The organism is Gemmatimonadaceae bacterium, assembly GCA_019637445.1.
GTDB lineage: Bacteria > Gemmatimonadota > Gemmatimonadetes > Gemmatimonadales > Gemmatimonadaceae > Pseudogemmatithrix.
Window position 1 is genome coordinate 1,863,701 of the sequence record JAHBVS010000001.1, and the last position, 17,819, is coordinate 1,881,519.

Annotated in this window: 17 protein-coding genes; 9 read left to right on the forward strand and 8 right to left on the reverse strand. The window is 69.8% G+C overall.

Going from position 1 to position 17,819, the window contains the following annotated elements; all coding sequences use genetic code 11:
* The 7 genes from KF709_08350 to KF709_08380 form a co-directional block, all read right to left on the reverse strand.
* Positions 1-1,719, reverse strand: a complete 1,719-nt coding sequence (locus KF709_08350) for an efflux RND transporter periplasmic adaptor subunit (GenBank protein ID MBX3174411.1) — start codon at positions 1,717-1,719, stop codon at positions 1-3.
* Between the two features lie 49 nt (positions 1,720-1,768).
* Entirely contained in the window at positions 1,769-3,070 is a 1,302-nt protein-coding gene (locus tag KF709_08355) for a TolC family protein (protein MBX3174412.1), read from the reverse strand.
* Positions 3,067-3,444 (reverse strand): hypothetical protein, encoded by a 378-nt coding sequence (locus KF709_08360; protein MBX3174413.1) that lies wholly within the window; start codon positions 3,442-3,444, stop codon positions 3,067-3,069. Before KF709_08360 ends, KF709_08355 begins: the two co-directional genes overlap by 4 nt.
* Before the next feature lie 15 nt (positions 3,445-3,459).
* On the reverse strand, positions 3,460-3,837 hold the full coding sequence (locus KF709_08365) for a hypothetical protein (protein ID MBX3174414.1): 378 nt from the start codon (positions 3,835-3,837) through the stop codon (positions 3,460-3,462).
* A complete protein-coding gene (locus KF709_08370; GenBank protein MBX3174415.1) occupies positions 3,834-4,394 on the reverse strand; it encodes a sigma-70 family RNA polymerase sigma factor in 561 nt (186 codons plus the stop codon). The genes KF709_08365 and KF709_08370 overlap by 4 nt, the downstream gene beginning before the upstream one ends.
* Positions 4,395-4,525: 131 nt before the next feature.
* Complete coding sequence (locus KF709_08375; GenBank protein ID MBX3174416.1) at positions 4,526-5,125, reverse strand: HDIG domain-containing protein; 600 nt, start codon at positions 5,123-5,125, stop codon at positions 4,526-4,528.
* 120 nt (positions 5,126-5,245) lie between these two features.
* Positions 5,246-5,899 (reverse strand): hypothetical protein, encoded by a 654-nt coding sequence (locus KF709_08380; GenBank protein MBX3174417.1) that lies wholly within the window; start codon positions 5,897-5,899, stop codon positions 5,246-5,248.
* 156 nt (positions 5,900-6,055) lie between these two features.
* Between KF709_08380 and KF709_08385 the strand changes: the two genes are divergently transcribed.
* From KF709_08385 to ccoS, 9 genes are all read left to right on the forward strand, one after another.
* On the forward strand, positions 6,056-7,519 hold the full coding sequence (locus tag KF709_08385; GenBank protein MBX3174418.1) for a hypothetical protein: 1,464 nt from the start codon (positions 6,056-6,058) through the stop codon (positions 7,517-7,519).
* 210 nt (positions 7,520-7,729) lie between these two features.
* A complete protein-coding gene (ccoN, locus tag KF709_08390) occupies positions 7,730-9,919 on the forward strand; it encodes a cytochrome-c oxidase, cbb3-type subunit I (protein ID MBX3174419.1) in 2,190 nt (729 codons plus the stop codon).
* Positions 9,916-10,122, forward strand: coding sequence for a cbb3-type cytochrome c oxidase subunit 3 (locus KF709_08395; protein ID MBX3174420.1), 207 nt, complete (start codon positions 9,916-9,918; stop codon positions 10,120-10,122). Before ccoN ends, KF709_08395 begins: the two co-directional genes overlap by 4 nt.
* On the forward strand, positions 10,115-10,678 hold the full coding sequence (locus tag KF709_08400) for a c-type cytochrome (GenBank protein ID MBX3174421.1): 564 nt from the start codon (positions 10,115-10,117) through the stop codon (positions 10,676-10,678). The genes KF709_08395 and KF709_08400 overlap by 8 nt, the downstream gene beginning before the upstream one ends.
* Positions 10,675-12,081, forward strand: a complete 1,407-nt coding sequence (gene ccoG, locus KF709_08405; protein MBX3174422.1) for a cytochrome c oxidase accessory protein CcoG — start codon at positions 10,675-10,677, stop codon at positions 12,079-12,081. Before KF709_08400 ends, ccoG begins: the two co-directional genes overlap by 4 nt.
* Complete coding sequence (locus tag KF709_08410; GenBank protein MBX3174423.1) at positions 12,078-12,548, forward strand: FixH family protein; 471 nt, start codon at positions 12,078-12,080, stop codon at positions 12,546-12,548. The genes ccoG and KF709_08410 overlap by 4 nt, the downstream gene beginning before the upstream one ends.
* On the forward strand, positions 12,545-13,327 hold the full coding sequence (locus KF709_08415; GenBank protein ID MBX3174424.1) for a sulfite exporter TauE/SafE family protein: 783 nt from the start codon (positions 12,545-12,547) through the stop codon (positions 13,325-13,327). Before KF709_08410 ends, KF709_08415 begins: the two co-directional genes overlap by 4 nt.
* The gene (locus tag KF709_08420) at positions 13,305-15,755 is read left to right on the forward strand and encodes a heavy metal translocating P-type ATPase metal-binding domain-containing protein (GenBank protein ID MBX3174425.1); all 2,451 of its coding nucleotides are present in this window, start codon (positions 13,305-13,307) and stop codon (positions 15,753-15,755) included. The genes KF709_08415 and KF709_08420 overlap by 23 nt, the downstream gene beginning before the upstream one ends.
* Positions 15,752-15,946 carry a cbb3-type cytochrome oxidase assembly protein CcoS gene (ccoS, locus tag KF709_08425; protein MBX3174426.1) on the forward strand — a complete coding sequence of 65 codons (195 nt, stop codon included), beginning with the start codon at positions 15,752-15,754 and terminating at the stop codon, positions 15,944-15,946. The genes KF709_08420 and ccoS overlap by 4 nt, the downstream gene beginning before the upstream one ends.
* On the opposite strand, the gene KF709_08430 is transcribed toward ccoS, so the two are convergent.
* Positions 15,918-17,816: a heavy metal translocating P-type ATPase gene (locus KF709_08430; protein ID MBX3174427.1), complete on the reverse strand. Its 1,899-nt coding sequence runs from the start codon at positions 17,814-17,816 to the stop codon at positions 15,918-15,920. The genes ccoS and KF709_08430 overlap by 29 nt on opposite strands.
* Positions 17,817-17,819: the final 3 nt, after the last annotated feature.

Below are 17,819 nucleotides of genomic sequence, written 5' to 3' on the forward strand. Positions count from 1 at the left end.
TTACCGCCGTCCGCCGCCGGGCGTGCCACCACCGAGCGGGCTGTTGCCGCCGGTCATCGCCCGCATCCGGTCCTGGTTCTCCTGGCGCTGCATCTGAAGCGCCGCAGCGCTCAGCAGGGCCACACGATCGCCTTCCTCAAGGCCGCTGATGACCTCGGTGAAGTCGTAGTCGGCGACACCGAGCCGCACGACGCGCGCCTCCCAGCTGGAATCAGCCTTCTGTACGAACACGAGGCCGGTGCGGGTGGCACCACGGCCACCCTGGCGGCCGCCCATCGCACCACGGCCACCGGCAGGCGCGCCGCCGGTGTTCGGGGCCGAGACGCTCTGCGGACGCGTGCCGCTGGTGGCAGGAGCAGCCGTCGCCCCGTTGCCGCCCTGCATCTCACGCATCCGGCAAGCGCGGGCCACGAGCATGTCCACGCCAAGCTCGGTGTACGCCGTACGCAGCTCAGCGGTCAGCGCCTGCCGGTCGGCATTGGGGTCACGCATCTTGGCGTTGAGGTCGTCCACCTTCTTGGCGGCGGCCGGCTTGGCCGTGCGCGCGTCGGTGACGGTCTTGCACTGCGCGTCGGTCACTTCGGGCATCTGGAAGCCGCCCTGACGTCCCTGCTGCGGGACCAGGTCGGTGTAGCCCGGCGACGAACGCGTGGCACCGCCGGCCGGGGCCTGGCCCACCGGACGAGCGCCGTTCGCACCACCAGGCATGCCGCCCTGCGGCATCCCGCCACCGAAGCCACCCATCGCTGCGCGCAACTGTGCCTGCACGCTGTCGGGGTTGATGCCGAGGATGACGGCCGCCTGCGCGGCCTCACGCACCGAGCGGATGGCCTCGTTCGGCACCGCCACGACGTTCTCGCGGCGATCGGAGATGATGGCCACCTCGCCGTTCATGCCCGGCAGCAGGAGGCCGTCGCGGTTCTCGAGCGAGACCAGCACCGGGAACATCGTCACGTTCTGCTGCACCACGGCCTGCGGCTCGATCTTCTCCACGACGCCGCGGAACGGGCGGTCGGGGAAGGCGTCCACGGTCACCGTCGCGTCCTGCCCCGGCGACACACGGCCGATGTCCGTCTCGTTCACCAGGGCACGGGCCCGCACCTTGGTGAGGTCGGCCATCTTCACGATGGTCGTGCCACCGCCGACGGCGCTGGTGCCCGACTGAATCACCTGGCCGAGCGCGACCGGCTTCTCGATCACCGTGCCCATCACCGGCGCGACGACGCGGGCGTCGTCGAGGCGCTGCTGCGCGAGGTCGAGATTGGTGCGCGCACGGACGATCTGCGAGAGCGCGTTCTGGTAGGTCAGCCCCGCCTGCTCGTTCTCCTGCGCGGTGATGATCTGCGCCTTGAAGAGGTCATCCGAGCGCTTCTTGTTCTGCGACGCCACCTCGAGCGACTTCTCGGCGCTCTCCAGGTCGGCCTTGGACTGGTCGTACTGGTTCTGCACGTCGCGCGTGTCGAGCTGCACGATCAGCGCGCCGGGGCGCACCAGCGTGCCGGTCTCGACCGGCATCTCGACGATCTGACCCGAGGAGCGCGACTTCACCTCGACGACGTTGATGGGCTCGATCACGCCCGTGGCCTCGGCCTGCACGACGATCGTGCGGCGCTCGACACCGGCGGTCTGGATCTGGAGGGCGGTCTCCTTCTTGCCGCCGCAGGCGGCGACGGCGCCAAGCAGCGCGGCGAAGGACAGGTACTTCAGGCGGGGCGACACGACTTGATACTCCGAATGGTTGCGATGGTGGGGTCGAACGATGCTGCGATCAGAGATCGCGGCCGATGAGGGCCTCGATCTGCGCCTTGGCCGTGCGGGCGTCGAGCCGCGCCTGGATGAGGTCGCGGCGGGCCTGGTCGAGGGTGGTCTGCGAGTTGAGCACGTCGAGCAGTGTGGAGGCACCCAGTGCGTAGCGCTCCTGCTGCACGCGGAGGTCCTCCTCGCCGGCGGCCACGGAGGCCAGCTGGATCTGCACGCGGGCCTCGGCGGTGCGGAAGGCGCCCAGCTGCTGGATCATCTGCTGGCGCGCATTGAGCTTCGCGTCGCGCAGCTGCACGCGGGCGTTGTCCTCGGCCACGGAGGCCGAGACGACCTGCTGCTCGCGGTTCAGCCCGTTGAAGATCGGGAAGCTGATGCTCAGCGAGGTGGAGATGTTGCGATTGCGGCCGTCACCGAGGAAGCGGAAGCCGGTGTCGGCGGCGGCGTAGGACCAGCCGAGGCCGGCCGAGAGCGTCGGCAGGTACGGCGTCTTGGCGGCGCGCGAGGACTGCCGGGCCGCGGCGTGGTTGGCCTGCGCCTGGCGCACGATCGGGCCCTGCTCGGCCAGCGTCATCAGCTCGGCCTCGGAGGCGGCGAGCAGGCCGGTCTCGGCCGTGTCGGCCGGGTCGGCGGTGACGATGAAGTCCGAGCCGATGAGGCGCGAGAGCGCGGCGTTGGCCGTGGCCAGCGAGTTCTCGGCATTCAGGATCGCCAGGCGGGCGTTGCCCACCTGGATCGAGGTGCGCAGCGAGTCCGAGCGCGTGGCGGCACCGGCCTGCACGCGGGCGGTCGAGGCGCGCAGCTGCTGCTCGGCCTGCTCGAGCTGCTTCTGCGCCGCGGCGCGCTGCTCGCGGGCGGCGAGCACGCCGTAGTACTGCTGCTTCACTTGCAGCGCGACGTTGAACGACTGCGAGATCTCGGTGGCCTCGGCGGCAGAGAGGTTCGCGCGGGCGGCCTGGAGGTCGAAGTAGCGACGGCCGCCGTCAAAGAGCTCAAGGTTCGAGTTGAAGCGATGGCTGCCACGCCAGGGCTGGTCGTTGGCGACCACCGTGTTGAAGTCGGGCACGAAGCGCGAGCCGTCCTGGCGGCTGACGCCGGCGCTGAAGCTCAGCGAGGGCAGGAACGCGCCGTAGCGCGAGCGCACCTGCGCGGCATTGGTGCGCAGCGCGTTCCGCGCCTGCACCGTGGCCGGCGCATTGCGCCGCGCCAGCCGCACCGCCTCATCAAGAGAAATCGGCCGCGCATCCTGCGCGGCCAAGGTCATCGGGATCACTGCTGCCATCACCGCTGCTGCCTGCATCAACCGCTTCATTGCCTCTTCTCCTGGCGGCGCGCTTCCTCGCGCTCCCGCAACATCTGGTCGTAGATGGCCTGCTGCCCGGGATTGAGCAGCTGCCGTATGCCTTGGCGCGCCCTGGTGCCGAGCGAATCGAGCTTGGGCCGCACGGGATCCATGATCGAATCCCGCAACCGCTCCCGCTCATCGAGGACCGAGTCGAGCTGCGTCCGCTGCTCGGGCGTCATCCCGAGATCGTCCGCCAACCGAGCGCGCATCGCGCTCTGGTCACCCCACTGCTCCTGCGCCCGCTCGCGCACCAGCATTCGGTCCGTCGCTACGCCGGCCGCGACACCTGCCGCGAACGCCGCCGCGAAGAACGCGAGCGCCAGCCCATTGGTTCGACTCATCGAACGCGCCGTTCGTTAGTGGTCCGTGACGGCGCGCAGGGTTGCCTGCCGATCGGGGACCAAACCCCGACGGGCCCACACCTGCGGCGCCGGTGCCGGCGTCTCGATCACCGAGCGGATGGCCATCCGGCGTTCCAGCGCGCGCTCGCGCAGGAACACCGAGCCCGCCACGATCAGCGTGAGACCCGCGGCCAGCAATCCAAACTGATATGCCCGCTCGGACAGCGCCCACCAGCGACGCTCCTCACGGCCGCGCTCGATGCGCGCGAGGATGCGCGCCTCAAGCCCGTCCCAATACGACGCGTCGGCCGGCGGGGCCACGATGGCCCGCAGCTGCGTCGTCAATTCGTCATCCCGGACCAATGCCGGGCCTTCGCGATGATGTTCCGTCATAGTTCACCCCTCACGGCGGCCAGGATCTGGCGTAGGTGAGATCTTGCGTAATGGAGGTCGGAGCGCGCTGTCCCTTCAGGTATCGACAGCATCTGCCCGATCTCCGCGTGTTTGTAGCCTTCCACATCGTGCAGGACGATCACCGCGCGTTGCCGCTCGGGGAGTGCATCCAGCGCCTCTTTCAGCCGACGGCGGAGTTCGTCCCCCACTGCCGGATCCCGGAACGGCGAGGCCACCGTCTCGGGCAGTTCATCCGCGTCGCGCACCTTGCGGCGGCGCGTCACGTCCAACGAGGCATTCGCCACGATGCGATGCAGCCACGCGCCAAAGGCCTGGTCCGGCAGGAACCGGTGAATGGCCTTGTAGGCGTGGAGGAACGCCTCCTGCACGGCGTCCTCCGCATCCTCATGGTTGGTGACGATCGAACGAGCCACGGCGTACGCCCGGCGCTGGTGCCGTCGCACCAGCTCGGAGAACGCCTCCTGCTCGCCACGCTGGGCAGCAAGCACGAGTGCCTTTTCGTCGGCTGGCCGCTCAGTCACGGTCCGCCGCCGCACGCCTTCCCAGGGGAGGGCGATTGCAGTCACGTGTCACGCTCAATCTTCACGCCCCCAAATACGCGGGGCCGCCTCGGGGCGTTGGCCGGACGTTGGCCCTCGTTGGGCCCGGGGACCGCAGTGCGGCACGGCTAGCTGGCGGAGGGGCCGGCAAGCCCGAGCAGGTCGGCCCGCTCCCGCATGGCTTGGATCACGAAGGCGATGTGCGGCTCGAGCTCCACGCCGAGCTCCTCGGCGCCCAGCCGGACATCCTCCCGCGAGACGCCACGGGCGAAGGCCTTGTCCTTCATCTTCTTCTTCACGCTCGAGGCCTCGAGGTCAAGCACGCTGCGCGACGGCCGCACCAGGGCCGCCGCCGTGATGAGGCCACAGAGTTCGTCCACCGCGAACAGGGCCTTGGCCATCCGCGTCTCCCGGGCGACGCCCGTGAACAGCGCGTGGCCGAGGATGGCCTGGAGGATGTCCTCGGGATAGCCCAGCCCACGGAGATGCCGCACGCCCTCGCTGGGGTGCTCGGTGTCGGCCGCCTGCGCCGCGTTCGGGAAGCGCTCGTAGTCGAAGTCGTGCAGCAGGCCGGCCAGGGCCCAGCGATGCTCGTCCTCGCCGTAGTGACGGGCGTAGGCGATCATCGCGCCTTCCACGGCGAGCATATGCTTGCGCAGCGACTCGCTCGCGGTCCACGACTCCATCAGGGCGAGCGCATCGGCGCGCGCCGGCAGTGAATCAGACATCCCGTGCGGGTTGGGGTGGGATACAAAACTACGGGTCGGCCGCAGGCTCTGCGGCCAACCCGTACTGGATTGGACAACCGAAGCGACGAGAAGGTTAGTAGCCTCGCCGCTGTTCCGGAGTCAGGGGCGTCGTTGCGCGCCGCCGGCCGGACCCGCCGCTGCCGCGCCCTCAGCGCCGCTGCGCCGGAAGGTGCGGGCCATCGCCTCGGCCTGGTCGTCGAGGATCTTCTTGGCGTCCTCGCGCTTGTCCTCAGGAATCGCGGCCAGCGCCTCCTCGACATCCTTGGCTCGCTGCTCGCGGACCTCGGCCATCACGGTGCGCAGCACGGCGATGCGCTCGCGGGCCAGCGCCTGCTCCTCCTCGTTGGCCTGCGGCCGTGCGGCCTGGCCACCGATGTTGGCGGCCGAGGCAGCCGCCGCCTGGTTGCGGGCCATGTTCGCCTGCACGCGCATCGTGTCGTAGCGGGCGAGCATCGGCGCGTAGCGGGCGTCCATTGCCTCGGACAGCGCACGCAGGCGGGTCACGGTGGCGTCGTCGAGCTTCAGCTTGCGCCGGCTGTCCACCAGCTCCGTCGCCGGGTTCATGCCGTTGGTCACCGCGCGCACGTTCGGCAGCGGGCTGGGCTGACGGCCGGCGGCCTCGCCGCGCTGTCCCGGTCGACCGCGGGCCGTACCACCGGTGCCGCCGGTCCCGGCCGAGCGGCCTTGGGCGTCGAGGGTGAGGGGGCTGAGAACCAGCGCTCCCAGGGCGAGGGCGAACGCAACACGGCGCATCGACGTGATCTCCGAAGGGTGGGGGGCCGTACTCGGGACTGTTTGAATGATGTATGGACCAGGCCTAGGGCGCGAGGGGGGTGCGATGGGAGCCCACGCAACCATCACGACCCTGAGGCCCTCCAATGGAAGACCCCACCCAAGGACTCGCCTGAGATGACCCCGTGTCTCCGCACGGCCCTGCCGCTCGTCATCGCTGCCATTCTGTTGCTCCCCGTTTCGAGCACCGAGGCGCAGTCGTCGCGCGCGCCCCTCACGGTGGAACAGGCGCGGGAGGACCTCGATGTCCTGCAGCGGGCGCTCGAGGAGGCCCACGGTGGCTACGATCGATTTGTCGAGCGCACCGAGCTGGCGCGGCGCTTCGCGACGCACAGGGCGCGCATCACGCGGCCCCTCGGCCAGTACGAGTTTGCCGGCCTCCTGTCGGAGGCCATCGCCGAGCTGCGCGACGGGCACGCGCGCTTGGAGTTCGACTCGCTGACGAACGCCGCGCTCGGATCGGCCCTGCTGCTCCCGCTTCGCGTGCAGCTTGAGGGCGAGCATCTCATCGTGCGCGCCAACGACTCACCGACGGACCGCAGCATCCTGCCCGGGATGGAGTTGCTGAGCATCAATGGTCGATCGAGCACGGACCTTTTCGCGGCGCTGCTGCCGAAAATCTCGCCGGATGGTTTCATCGAGACTGGGAGGCGCCACCGCGTGGGCGTGGACTTTGCGCGCCTGCACTGGTTGTACGTGGAGCAGGCGGAGCGCTACGAACTCGTCGCACGGCAGGCCGATGGCAGCGTTGTGCGCGCAACGATTCCCGGCATAACGGACCGCGAGCGGCGGAACGTCGAAAACCCGGTCAACGCAGCGTTCGCGCGCAACGTGGCGCGGCTTGACGGCATCGAGGAACGCGTCGGGGTAGCGTTCGACGCGGATGGTCGAACCGCGCGGCTTCGCGTACGCGCGTTCGACGGGCAGGCGTTTCCCTCGACGCTCGACAGCATCTTCCGCCAGCTCCGCGAGCGCGGGACACAGCATCTGGTGCTCGACCTGCGTGGCAACGGCGGTGGTGTGGATGAGTACGGCGCGCTGCTCGTGTCGTACTTCACGGAGCAGCCGTTCCGCTACTTCGACCACATCCACGTCACGACGGTCGCGCCGTCGTTCGCGACCTGGCTGCCGCGCACGGGTGACGCGCTGCGCGCGGGGTCTGTCGCAGATCCGGCGGGTGGCTTCCGCATCACGGAGCAGCGCCACTCGGGCGTGGGGACCCAACAGCCGTCGGCTCCTGGCTTCCGTGGCCGCCTCACGGTGCTGATCGACGGTGGCAGCTTCTCGACCACCGCGGATGTCGCGGCGCAGTTGAGGTCGCGCAATCGGGCGGTCTTCATCGGCGAGGAGACCGCCGGCACGTATGAAGGCAACACCTCGGGACTCAACGCCCGCATCATCCTGCCGAACTCCCGGCTCAGCCTGCGCGTGATGATGTACGGCTATTGGAACGCCGTGAGCGCAGTGCCCGGCGGGCGCGGAATTGTGCCCGACCACGTGGTTCCACTGCGCGTCGCCGACATTCTCGCCGGGCGTGATCCCGCAATCGACATGGCCCGCCGCCTCGCCACGGCGCCCTAGCGGGGGGGGGGGGTACTGCCCGTCGGTCCGCAACCATCGAGACGATAGCGGGGGATTCCCCTACACCGTTGGGAGCGACCGCCCTACGGTGATTCCCGACATCCGCTGACTATCCGTACCAGCCGTGCGGGCGCATCCTATTTCCCGATGCATCCCCCCACGGCGCCGCTCCCACTCCCGGCGTCCGTTCCCTGTTCCCTCGGAGCCGGAATGAGCACGCACGTCGACACCTTCTCCTACGATGACGCCATCGTCCGCAAGTTCCTGTGGGCGACGATCATCTGGGGGCTTGTCGGGTTCTCGGTCGGTCTGCTGATCGCGCTGCAGTTGGCCAACCCGATGTTCAACTTCGACATCTCGTGGCTGTCCTTCGGCCGCCTGCGACCCTTGCACACGAACGCCGTCATCTTCGCGTTCGCCGGCAACGCGATCTTCACCGGCGCCTACTACTCCACGCAACGCTTGCTCAAGACGCGGATGTTCTCCGACGGCTTGAGCAACTTCCACTTCTGGGGTTGGCAGGCGATCATCGTCGCCGCGGCGCTCACGCTGCCCTTGGGCTTCACGCAGGCCAAGGAGTACGCCGAGCTCGAGTGGCCGATCGACATCGCCATCGCCGTGGTCTGGGTGGCCTTCGCCATCAACTTCTTCGGCACCATCTGGCGGCGGCGCGAGCGCCACATCTACGTGGCCATCTGGTTCTACATCGCGAGCATCATCACGGTCGCGGTGCTGCACATCTTCAACAACCTGAGCGTCCCCGCCGGTTGGCTGAAGAGCTACTCGGTCTATGCCGGTGTGCAGGACGCCTTCATGCAGTGGTGGTACGGCCACAACGCGGTGGCCTTCTTCCTCACCACGCCCTTCCTCGGCCTGATGTACTACTTCATGCCGAAGGCGGCCGAGCGACCGGTCTTCTCGTACAAGCTCTCGATCCTGCACTTCTGGTCGCTGGTCTTCCTGTACATCTGGGCCGGTCCGCACCACCTGCACTACACGGCGCTGCCGGACTGGGCCTCGACGCTGGGGATGGTCTTCTCGGTGATGCTCTGGATGCCGAGCTGGGGCGGCATGGTGAACGGCCTGCTCACGCTGCGCGGAGCCTGGCACAAGGTCACCGAGGAGCCGGTGCTCAAGTTCTTCGTCGTGGCCATCACGGCCTACGGCATGAGCACCTTCGAGGGCCCGATGCTCTCGGTGAAGAGCGTCAACGCGCTCGCGCACTACACCGACTGGATCATCGCCCACGTGCATACGGGTGCGCTGGGCTGGAACGGCCTGCTGACCTTCGGCATGGTGTACTGGCTGGCGCCGCGGCTCTTCCAGGCGCCGCTCCATTCCAAGAAGCTGGCCGAGCTGCACTTCTGGATCGCGTCGTTCGGCATCCTGCTCTACGTGGCCAGCATCTACTCGGCCGGCATCACGCAGGGCCTGATGTGGCGCGCGTTCGACGAGACGGGCCGCCTGGCGTATCCCGACTTCGTCGAGACGGTGATGCAGCTGATGCCGATGTACTGGGTGCGCGTGGTCGGCGGCTCGTTGTTCATCGTCGGCACGCTGATCTTCCTGTACAACATCTTGATGACCTGGAAGGCGCGGCCGGCAACCTATGAAGAGCCGACCGTCTCGGCGCCGCCGCTCGTGCGCAAGGCGCCCGAGCTGCACGCCGCGCCGGAGCCGGCCGGCCTGTGGGCGCGCTTCACCTCCGCCAACTGGCACCGCCGCTGGGAAGGCCTGCCGCTGTTCTTCACGGTGATGGTCGTGCTCGCGGTGGCGGTGGCCTCGTTGGCTGAGATCGTGCCGACCTTCCTGATCCGCTCGAACGTGCCGAGCATCGCCAGCGTGCAGCCATACACGCCGCTGGAGCTGGCAGGGCGTGACCTCTACATCCGCGAGGGTTGCTTCAACTGCCACTCGCAGATGGTGCGGCCCTTGCGCCATGAGACGGAGCGCTTCGGCGAGTACTCCAAGCCGGGTGAGTTCGTCTACGACCATCCGTTCCTCTGGGGCTCGCGCCGCATCGGGCCGGACCTCGCGCGCGTGGGCGGCAAGTATCCCGACCTCTGGCACCTGCGGCACTTCGAGGAGCCCAGGAGCATCGTGGCCAACTCGATCATGCCGGTCTACAAGCACCTGCTGCAGCGCCCGATGGACTTTGATGGCGTACAGGCGCGCGTGGATGCGATGGTGATGCTCGGCGTGCCCTACGGTGACGCGGTGCGCAACGCGCCGGCGATGGCGCGCGAGCAGGCCCAGCGGATCGGCGCCAGCATCGAGTCCTCCGGTGGTCCGAGCGGCATTGCCGACCGCGAGGTGGTGGCGCTGATCGCGTACCTGCAGCGCCTCGGCCAGGACATCAAGTCGGCGCCCGGCGTCGCGAGCACGGGAGGCATCCAGTGAAACTCGTGGACGTGATGAGTGCCAGCGGCCTCTCGATGTACGCGATCGTCGCGCTGCTGCTGTTCGTGGCGGCCTTCGTGACCGTGGTGCTGCTGCTGGTGATTCCCGACAACACGCACAAGCACGCGGAGATTGCGCGCCTGCCGCTCGACGACGACCATCCTGCACGGACCGCCTCGCGGACCGGGAGCACCAATGGCTGACAAGTCCGCCGAAGACCGCCTGCTCGACCACGAGTACGACGGCATCCAGGAGTACGACAACCCGCTGCCGCGCTGGTGGCTATGGATCCTCTACGCCACGGTGATCTTCGCGGTGGCCTACTACTTCCTGCCGCTGCCCTTCGGCGAGGGGCCGGGAAAGATCGCCGAGTACGAGGCGGAGGTCGCGAAGTACGAGGCCATGCGTCCGCCGCCCGCCGACCCCTCGGCGACCGCCGACCAACTCGCGTCGCTCGTCGGCAACGCGCAGGCGATCGCCGACGGCAAGGTCGTGTTCGACGCCAACTGCGCGGCCTGCCATCGGCCTGACGGCGGCGGCATGATCGGCCCGAACCTCACGGACAACGCGTGGATTCACGGCGGCACGCCGGCGGAGATTCACGCCACCGTGGCCAACGGCGTCCTCGAGAAAGGCATGCCGCCCTGGGAGCGCATCCTGCGGCCGGAGCAGGTGAATGCGGTCACCGCGTACGTGATCTCGCTGGCCGGCACGAACCCGCCGAACCCGAAGGCGCCCGAGGGCACGGTCATCCCGTGACCGCTCCTGTCGCTACCGGACGTGTTCTCGCGACACTGAACGAGGATGGGTCGCGCCGCTGGATCCGTCCCAAGCCCTCCCAGGGCAAGTGGTTGATCCGCCGGCGCGTGGTGGCCTACGCGCTGATGGCGCTGTACCTGGCGATCCCGCACTTGCGCTGGAACGGCAAGCCGTGGATGCAGATCGACTTTCCAAGGCGTGAGTTCACTTTCTTCGGCTCGACCTTCCTGCCCACGGACACGCTGCTGTTGATGCTGCTGTTCGTGAGCGTGTTGATCGGCATCTTTCTGCTGACCGCGCTGTTCGGCCGCGTGTGGTGCGGCTGGGCCTGTCCGCAGACCGTGTGGATGGAGTTCCTGTTCCGGCCCATCGAGCGCCTGGTGGAAGGCGGCTACGGCGAGTCGCGACGGCTCGACAAGGACAAGCGGCACTTCACGCCGCGACGGTTGCTCAAGTACGCCATCTATGGCGTGCTGGCGATCATCCTCGGCAACACGTTCCTCGCGTATTTCGTGGGCACTGACGCGCTGCGCGAGTGGGTGACGCGCTCGCCCATCGACCACCCGACGCCGTTCCTCGTGATGGCGGTGACCTCGCTCGGCGTCTTCCTCGATTTCACCTGGTTCCGCGAGCAGACCTGTCTCGTGGCCTGTCCGTACGGGCGCTGGCAGTCGGCGCTGTTGGACCGTTCGTCGTTGATCGTCGCCTACGACACCACGCGCGGCGAACCGCGTGGGCACGGCGCCGGTGCGCGTCCGGGCCTCGGCGACTGCGTGGCCTGCAACGCCTGCGTGAACACCTGCCCCACGGGCATCGACATCCGCGACGGCCTGCAGATGGAGTGCATCCACTGCACGCAATGCGCCGACGCCTGCGACAGCATCATGGAGAAGGTGGGCAAGCCAAAGGGGCTGATCCGCTACGCCTCGCAGGACGCGCTGGCCGGCAAGCCGCCGCGCTTCCTGCGTGTGCGCACCGTGCTGTATCCGCTGGCCTTCCTGCTGTTCTTCGGCGGCTTCCTCGTCACGCTGGCCACGCGCTCACCGGCGGATGTGACGCTGCTGGGTCCGATCGGCGCGCCGTTCACCGTGGACGCAGCGGGGATGGTGGTGAACCAGGTGCGCATCAAGATCGCGAACCGCGGCAGGAGTGCGCATCGCTACCACATCACCTATGTCGATGAGGCCGGCGCGACGATGATCGCCCCTGAGAATCCCCTCGCAGTCGCGGCGGGCGCGACGGTGACCACGTCGGTGTTCGTCACCCAGCCTGCGACGCGCTTCGATGATGGGGAGCGGCTCGTCCACTTCCGTATCAGCGACGGCGACGGCTTCACGCGCGAGTTCGCGCGACGCCTGCCGGGCCCCGAGATCCACGACGACGAGAAGGAGCACGAACGATGAAACGCGGATGGCAGTGGCCCGTGTTGATCACCGCCTCGCTGTTGTTCACGGTGGGTGTCAACGTGGTGATGCTCTTTGCCGCCGGTGCGGATCCCAACGGCACCGTCGTCGAGCCCGAGTATTATCGCAAGGCGGTGGAGTGGGACCGCACGATGGCGCAGCGCGCGACCAGCGACGCCCTGGGCTGGCAGGCTGAGGTCGCCATGGGGTCCTCCTCACCTGACGGCCGCAGGGTGACGGTGAAGCTCCGCGACGCGAGCGGCGCGCCCGTCACCGGCGCCGATGTCCGCGTCACCCTGATCCACAATCTCGAGGCGGCGCATCCGCTGCAGTCCGCGCTCACGGCCAGGGCCGGGGAGTACAGCGCCGAACTCGCGGCCACGCGGGCTGGCCGTTGGGAAGTGCGCGTGGAGGCCCGTCGAGGTCAGGCACGCTTCTATCACACCACGCACGTCGAGGCGCCGTGATCGCGCTGGCCAGCTCGGTCTTCGTCGCCGGACTGCTCGGCAGCGCCCACTGCGCGGGGATGTGCGGGAGCTTTGCCTGCCTCGCGTCTGGTGGTGATGCCTCGAGCGGCCGTCAGAGCCTGAAGTCGACCGCCGCCTACAACGGCGGTCGTTTGCTCTCGTACACCACGCTCGGTGCGCTTGCCGGCGCCGCCGGGGCGGGGCTGGATCGCGCGGGCACGATTGCCGGGTTGGCGCGTCCGGCAGCGGTCGCTGCGGGGATCCTGCTCATCCTTTGGGGACTCGCGTCGCTGCTCTCCGCGCTCGGCGTGCGTGTCCCGATGCTCGATGTCCCGCCGGCACTGGCCTCGCGCATCGCGCGCGCGGTGCGCGCCGTGCAGGAGCGTCCGCCCGCTGCGCGCGGACTCGCGCTGGGTGCGCTCAGTGCCGCGCTGCCCTGCGGCTGGCTCTACGCCTTCGTGGCGACCTCGGCCGCCGCGGGCAGTGCCCTCGGCGGCGCCGCCACGATGGCGGCGTTCTGGGCCGGCACCGTGCCGATGATGGCCGCCGTGGGGCTGGGAGCACAGCGCCTGCTCGGGCCGTTCCGCCGCCGCCTGCCGGTTGTCACGGCGAGCGTGCTGGTGATTCTCGGCGCGCTGACCGTTGCCGGTCGGTTCACGCCGATGCCGCACGCGCATGCGGCCGCGCCGGCTTCCGCCGGGTCCGACGCCCGGAGCTCGGCCGTTCCCGCTGCCGCTCTCCCCGCCGCCGCCGCCGATGAGCACGACGGCCACCGCTGAGTTCGGCGCGCTCGCTGCGGCGGACGACCTCCGTTGCGCGCATTGCGGCCTCGACGCCCTTCCGGGTGAGAGCCGATGCGTGGACGGCGCGCTCTACTGCTGCGCTGGCTGCGAGACCGCCGCGAGTATCCTGCGCCAAAGTGGGCTCGACAGCGGCTTCTACTCCCTGCCGGAGCGCCGCAACCTGCGCGTGGCGGCCAGCCAGCGCAGTTACGCGGAGTTTGACCACGAGGCCTTCCAGCGGGTCCACGTCCGCGCGCGCGCCGACGGCCTACACGAGGTGACGCTCTACCTCGAGGGTGTGCACTGCGCGAGCTGCGTGTGGTTGGTGGAACGCGTGCCGATGATCGTGCCCGGCGCCGTACGCGCCGAACTCGACGTGCCGCGTGGCGTCGCGCACGTGGAGTGGGATCCCGCGGCGACGACGCTCAGTGCGATCGCACGCACGCTGGACCGGCTCGGCTATCCACCGCACGCCTTCCGCGGCCGCGGTGCCGACGAGGCGCGGCGCGCCGAGGAGCGCGTGATGCTCACACGCATCGGCGTGGCGGGCGCGATCGCGGCGAACGTGATGACCATCGCGCTGGCGCTCTACAGCGGTGTGTTCGGCGGGATGGCGCGCGAGTTCGAGACCTATTTCCGTTGGCTCAGCTTCGCCTTGGTCACGCCGGCGATGCTCTGGCCGGGCCGCGTGTTCTTCACGAGTGCCTGGCAGGCGCTGCGCAACGGCGGACTGCACATGGACGTGCCGATCGCCGCCGCGTTGGCGGTGGGCTACGCGCAGGGCACGTTCAACACATTCCGGGATTCCGGGCCGATCTACTTCGACGCCGTCGGCACGTTGATCTTCCTGCTGCTGCTCGGGCGATACTTGCAGCACCGCGCGCAACGCTCCGCCGCCGATTCCGCGGCGCTGCTCGGCGCGCTGACGCCGACCACGGCACGCGTCGTCGAGGGCGACAGCGTGCGGGAGCTGCCCACCGAGGCCGTGCTGCCGGGGATGGAGCTGGAGGTGCGCGCCGGCGATACGCTCGCCGCTGACGGCAGCGTGCTGCGCGGCCACTCGTCGCTGGACCTCGCGTTGCTCACGGGCGAGTCGCGTCCCGTGAGCGTCGGTGAGGGCGACCGCGTGTTTGCCGGCACGGTCAACCTCTCGCACCCGTTGCGCGTGCGCGTGGAGGAGGCGGGCATCACAAGCCGGCTCGGACGCTTGCTGCGCGACGTCGAGGATGGTGCGCGCGAACGGCCGCCCGTGGTGCTGCTCGCGGACCGGCTTGCCGGCTGGTTCATTGCCGCCGTATTGGCGCTGGCCGTGACGACGGCCGCGCTCTGGTGGGGCCGCGACCAGGCCACGGCCATCGATAACGCCATCGCGATGTTGGTCGTGACCTGCCCCTGCGCGCTCGCCATGGCTACGCCGCTGACGTTCACGGTGGCTATCGGCCGTGCGGCGGCTCGCGGCATCCTCATCAAGGGTGCGCACGCGTTGGAGACGCTCGACAAGCCCGGCACGCTATTCCTCGACAAGACGGGCACGCTGACCACGGGGCAGATGCTGCTGGAACAGATGGACGGCGACGAGGCCGTGCGCCCGTTGGTCGTTGCGCTGGAGCGTCACTCACGTCACCCCGTGGCGGCAGCTGTCCTCGCCGCAATGGATGACGGCGCCGCACTCGAGGCGCACGGAGTGCGCGAAACGCTGGGCGGCGGGCTGCGCGGCATCGTGGCTGGGCACGAGGTGGTGGTCGGTCGGCCCGCGTGGGTGGAGCGCGAGGTGGGGCGCAGCGCCGCCGCACGCCGCGAGTTCGCGCCGCTCAATCCGCGGCTGACCCCTGTCCTTGTCGCGGTGGACGGCGAGATCGTGGCGCGACTCGCGTTCGGCGATCCATTGCGCGCGGAGGCACCCGACGCCGTGCGTGCTCTGCAGCGGCGCGGCTGGCAGGTGCGCCTGCTATCCGGTGACGCACCGGAGGTGGTCGCGGCGGTGGCGGAAGCCTTGGGCATCGCGGCCGCGGACGCCGAAGGGGGCGCCAGCCCCGAACGAAAGCGCGAGGCCGTTCGCGCGGCGCGCCAACACGGGCACGTGGTGATGGTCGGCGATGGCGTGAACGACGCGGCGGCAATCGCCACGGCAACGGTGGGCATCGCGGTGCGCGGTGGCGCGGAGGCCTCGATGGCGGCGGCGGATGTGTACTTGGCGCGCGGTGGTATCGCGGCGCTGCAGGAACTGGTGCAGGGCGCGCGTCGCACCACGGGCATCATCGAGCGCAATGTGCTCCTGGCGCTGGGCTACAACCTCATCGGTGTGACGCTGGCGGTGATGGGCGTGATCGACCCATTGTTCGCGGCGATTCTGATGCCGCTGAGCTCCCTGACCGTGGTGCTCGGCGCCTGGCAGGGTCGGACCTTCTCGCGGGCTGCCGCGTGAGCGTGCTGTTCCTCCTCGTGCCGCTGGCCATCCTCTTGGTGGCCGTGTTCGTGGGCGCCTACGTGTGGTCGGCACGCAGCGGGCAGTTCGACGACCTCACCACGCCGGCGATGCGCGCCGTGCAGGACGATGCGTCGCCGTCGTCGAGACAGCGCTCGAGCGCTAGCCCCGAGCCGCCCGCAGCGCGTTGACGATCACGGCAACGTCGATCGCTTCCTGCAGCAGCGCGCCCACCGTCGGCGGGATGTAGCCCAGCGCCGCCACGACCATCGCCGCGCCCGAGAGACCGAGTCCCCAGCCGATGCTTTGCCGCGCGATCCGCACGGTGCGCTGGCCGATGTCTACAGCATCAGCCACGCGCGTGACATCATCGGCGAGCAGGACGACGCCGGCGGCCTCGGCCGAGATGCCGCCACCGTGGGCGGCGAGCGCGACACCGACGGTCGCGGCGGAGAGCGCGGGCGCGTCGTTGGTGCCGTCGCCGACCATCAGGACGCGTCGGCCTTCGGCCTCGAGCGCGCGCACAGCGGCCACCTTGTCGGCGGGCAGCAGGTCGCCACGCGCCTCTGCGATGCCCACGGCCTCGGCGATCGGCGCCACGTTCTCCGTGTGGTCGCCGGAGAGCAGGAGCGTGCGTCCCAGGCCGAGCGCCGAGAGCCGCGCGAACATCGGCGCGAGGTCGGGGCGCACGCGGTCGGCGAATCGGATGCAGCCCAGCGCGCTGTCGTCCGCCGCCACGTAGGCCTTGAGGCCCGCACCGCCGTCGTGCATCGCGCGCAGGGCATCAGCGGCCGCGGGATGCCGCGCCTGCACCAGCGGCAGCGACCCCACGGTGACGCGGCGGCCGTCCACCTTGCCCTCGACGCCCTGTCCGGAATGCTCGACGATGTCGCTGGCCGTTGGCACCGCGATCCCGCGCGTGGTGGCCGCGGCGACGATGGAGCGGGCAAGCAAGTGTCCGCTGCCCACCTCGAGGGCGGCCGCGAGGCGCAGTAGCTCGCCGTCCGGCAGGCCGCCGACGGTCTCGACACGGTCCACGTCCGGCCGACCGATGGTCAGGGTGCCGGTCTTGTCGAACACGGCCGTGTCCACGCGGGCGAGCAGCTCCAGCGCGGAGCCGTTGCGCACGACGACCTGCCGCCGTGCCGCGCGATTGATGCCGCCGATCACCGCCACCGGCGTGGCGAGGATGAGCGGGCAGGGCGTGGCGACCACGAGGACGGCAAGCACACGCAGTGGGTCGCCGGAGAGCCAGTACGCCAGCGCGCAGACCACAAGGGTGAGTGGCGTGAACCAGACGGCCCAGCGGTCGGCGAGCCGCTGGATGGGCGACTTCTCCGCCTGTGCCGTCCGGACCAACTCGACGATGCGCGCATAGAGTGACTGCGAGGCCGGTGCCGTCACCGACAGGACCAGCGGGCTCTGCAGGTTCACGACGCCCGACTGTACGGGTGCGCCCGGCCCCACGCGCTCAGGCAGCGGCTCACCCGTGAGGCGCGAGGTGTCCAGCGAGCTCGAGCCCTCGAGTACCGTGCCGTCGCAGGGCAGCATCTCGCCCGGCCGCACGAGGATACGATCGCCGATGCGCACGGACTCGGCGGGCACGTCTTCGGTCTGGTTGGCGCTGTCGGCGATGAGCCGGTGCGCGGTGTGCGGCGCCGCCGCCTCGAGCTCGCGTACGGCGTCCGACGCCCGGCCCTCGGCGTAGCGCTCCAGCAGCTCGCCGCCAGTCTGCATCAGCACGATCACCAGGCCCGCGACCGGCTGCTGCAGGGCCACCGCCGTCACCACGGCGAGCATCGCGACCACATCGGCGGCGAACACGCCGCGCAGCATCCCGCGCAGGGTGCGCCAGACGAGCGGCAGGCCGAGCAGGATCAGCGCGCCGTAGTGCAGCGGGAACGCGAAGGGCCGCGTGGCCTCGCCGAGCGTGAACACGCCACCGCCGATGAGCGCGGACAGCGTCAGCGCCGGCGGCAGCACCGCCCGCAGCGGTACCAACGACAACGCCCCGGCCCTGGTGAGGGGCGCGGGGCGTTCAGGCGCGGATGCGCCGGTCACGGC

Excerpts from the sequence above, each read along its gene's own strand:
- KF709_08355 (MBX3174412.1), bottom strand. The coding sequence starts at position 3,070 with ATGAAGCGGTTGATGCAGGCAGCAGCGGTGATGGCAGCAGTGATCCCG.
- KF709_08360 (MBX3174413.1), bottom strand. The coding sequence starts at position 3,444 with ATGAGTCGAACCAATGGGCTGGCGCTCGCGTTCTTCGCGGCGGCGTTC.
- KF709_08365 (MBX3174414.1), bottom strand. The coding sequence starts at position 3,837 with ATGACGGAACATCATCGCGAAGGCCCGGCATTGGTCCGGGATGACGAA.
- KF709_08375 (MBX3174416.1), bottom strand. The coding sequence starts at position 5,125 with ATGTCTGATTCACTGCCGGCGCGCGCCGATGCGCTCGCCCTGATGGAG.
- KF709_08380 (MBX3174417.1), bottom strand. The coding sequence starts at position 5,899 with ATGCGCCGTGTTGCGTTCGCCCTCGCCCTGGGAGCGCTGGTTCTCAGC.
- KF709_08385 (MBX3174418.1), top strand. The coding sequence starts at position 6,056 with ATGACCCCGTGTCTCCGCACGGCCCTGCCGCTCGTCATCGCTGCCATT.
- ccoN (MBX3174419.1), top strand. The coding sequence starts at position 7,730 with ATGAGCACGCACGTCGACACCTTCTCCTACGATGACGCCATCGTCCGC.
- KF709_08400 (MBX3174421.1), top strand. The coding sequence starts at position 10,115 with ATGGCTGACAAGTCCGCCGAAGACCGCCTGCTCGACCACGAGTACGAC.
- KF709_08410 (MBX3174423.1), top strand. The coding sequence starts at position 12,078 with ATGAAACGCGGATGGCAGTGGCCCGTGTTGATCACCGCCTCGCTGTTG.
- KF709_08420 (MBX3174425.1), top strand. The coding sequence starts at position 13,305 with ATGAGCACGACGGCCACCGCTGAGTTCGGCGCGCTCGCTGCGGCGGAC.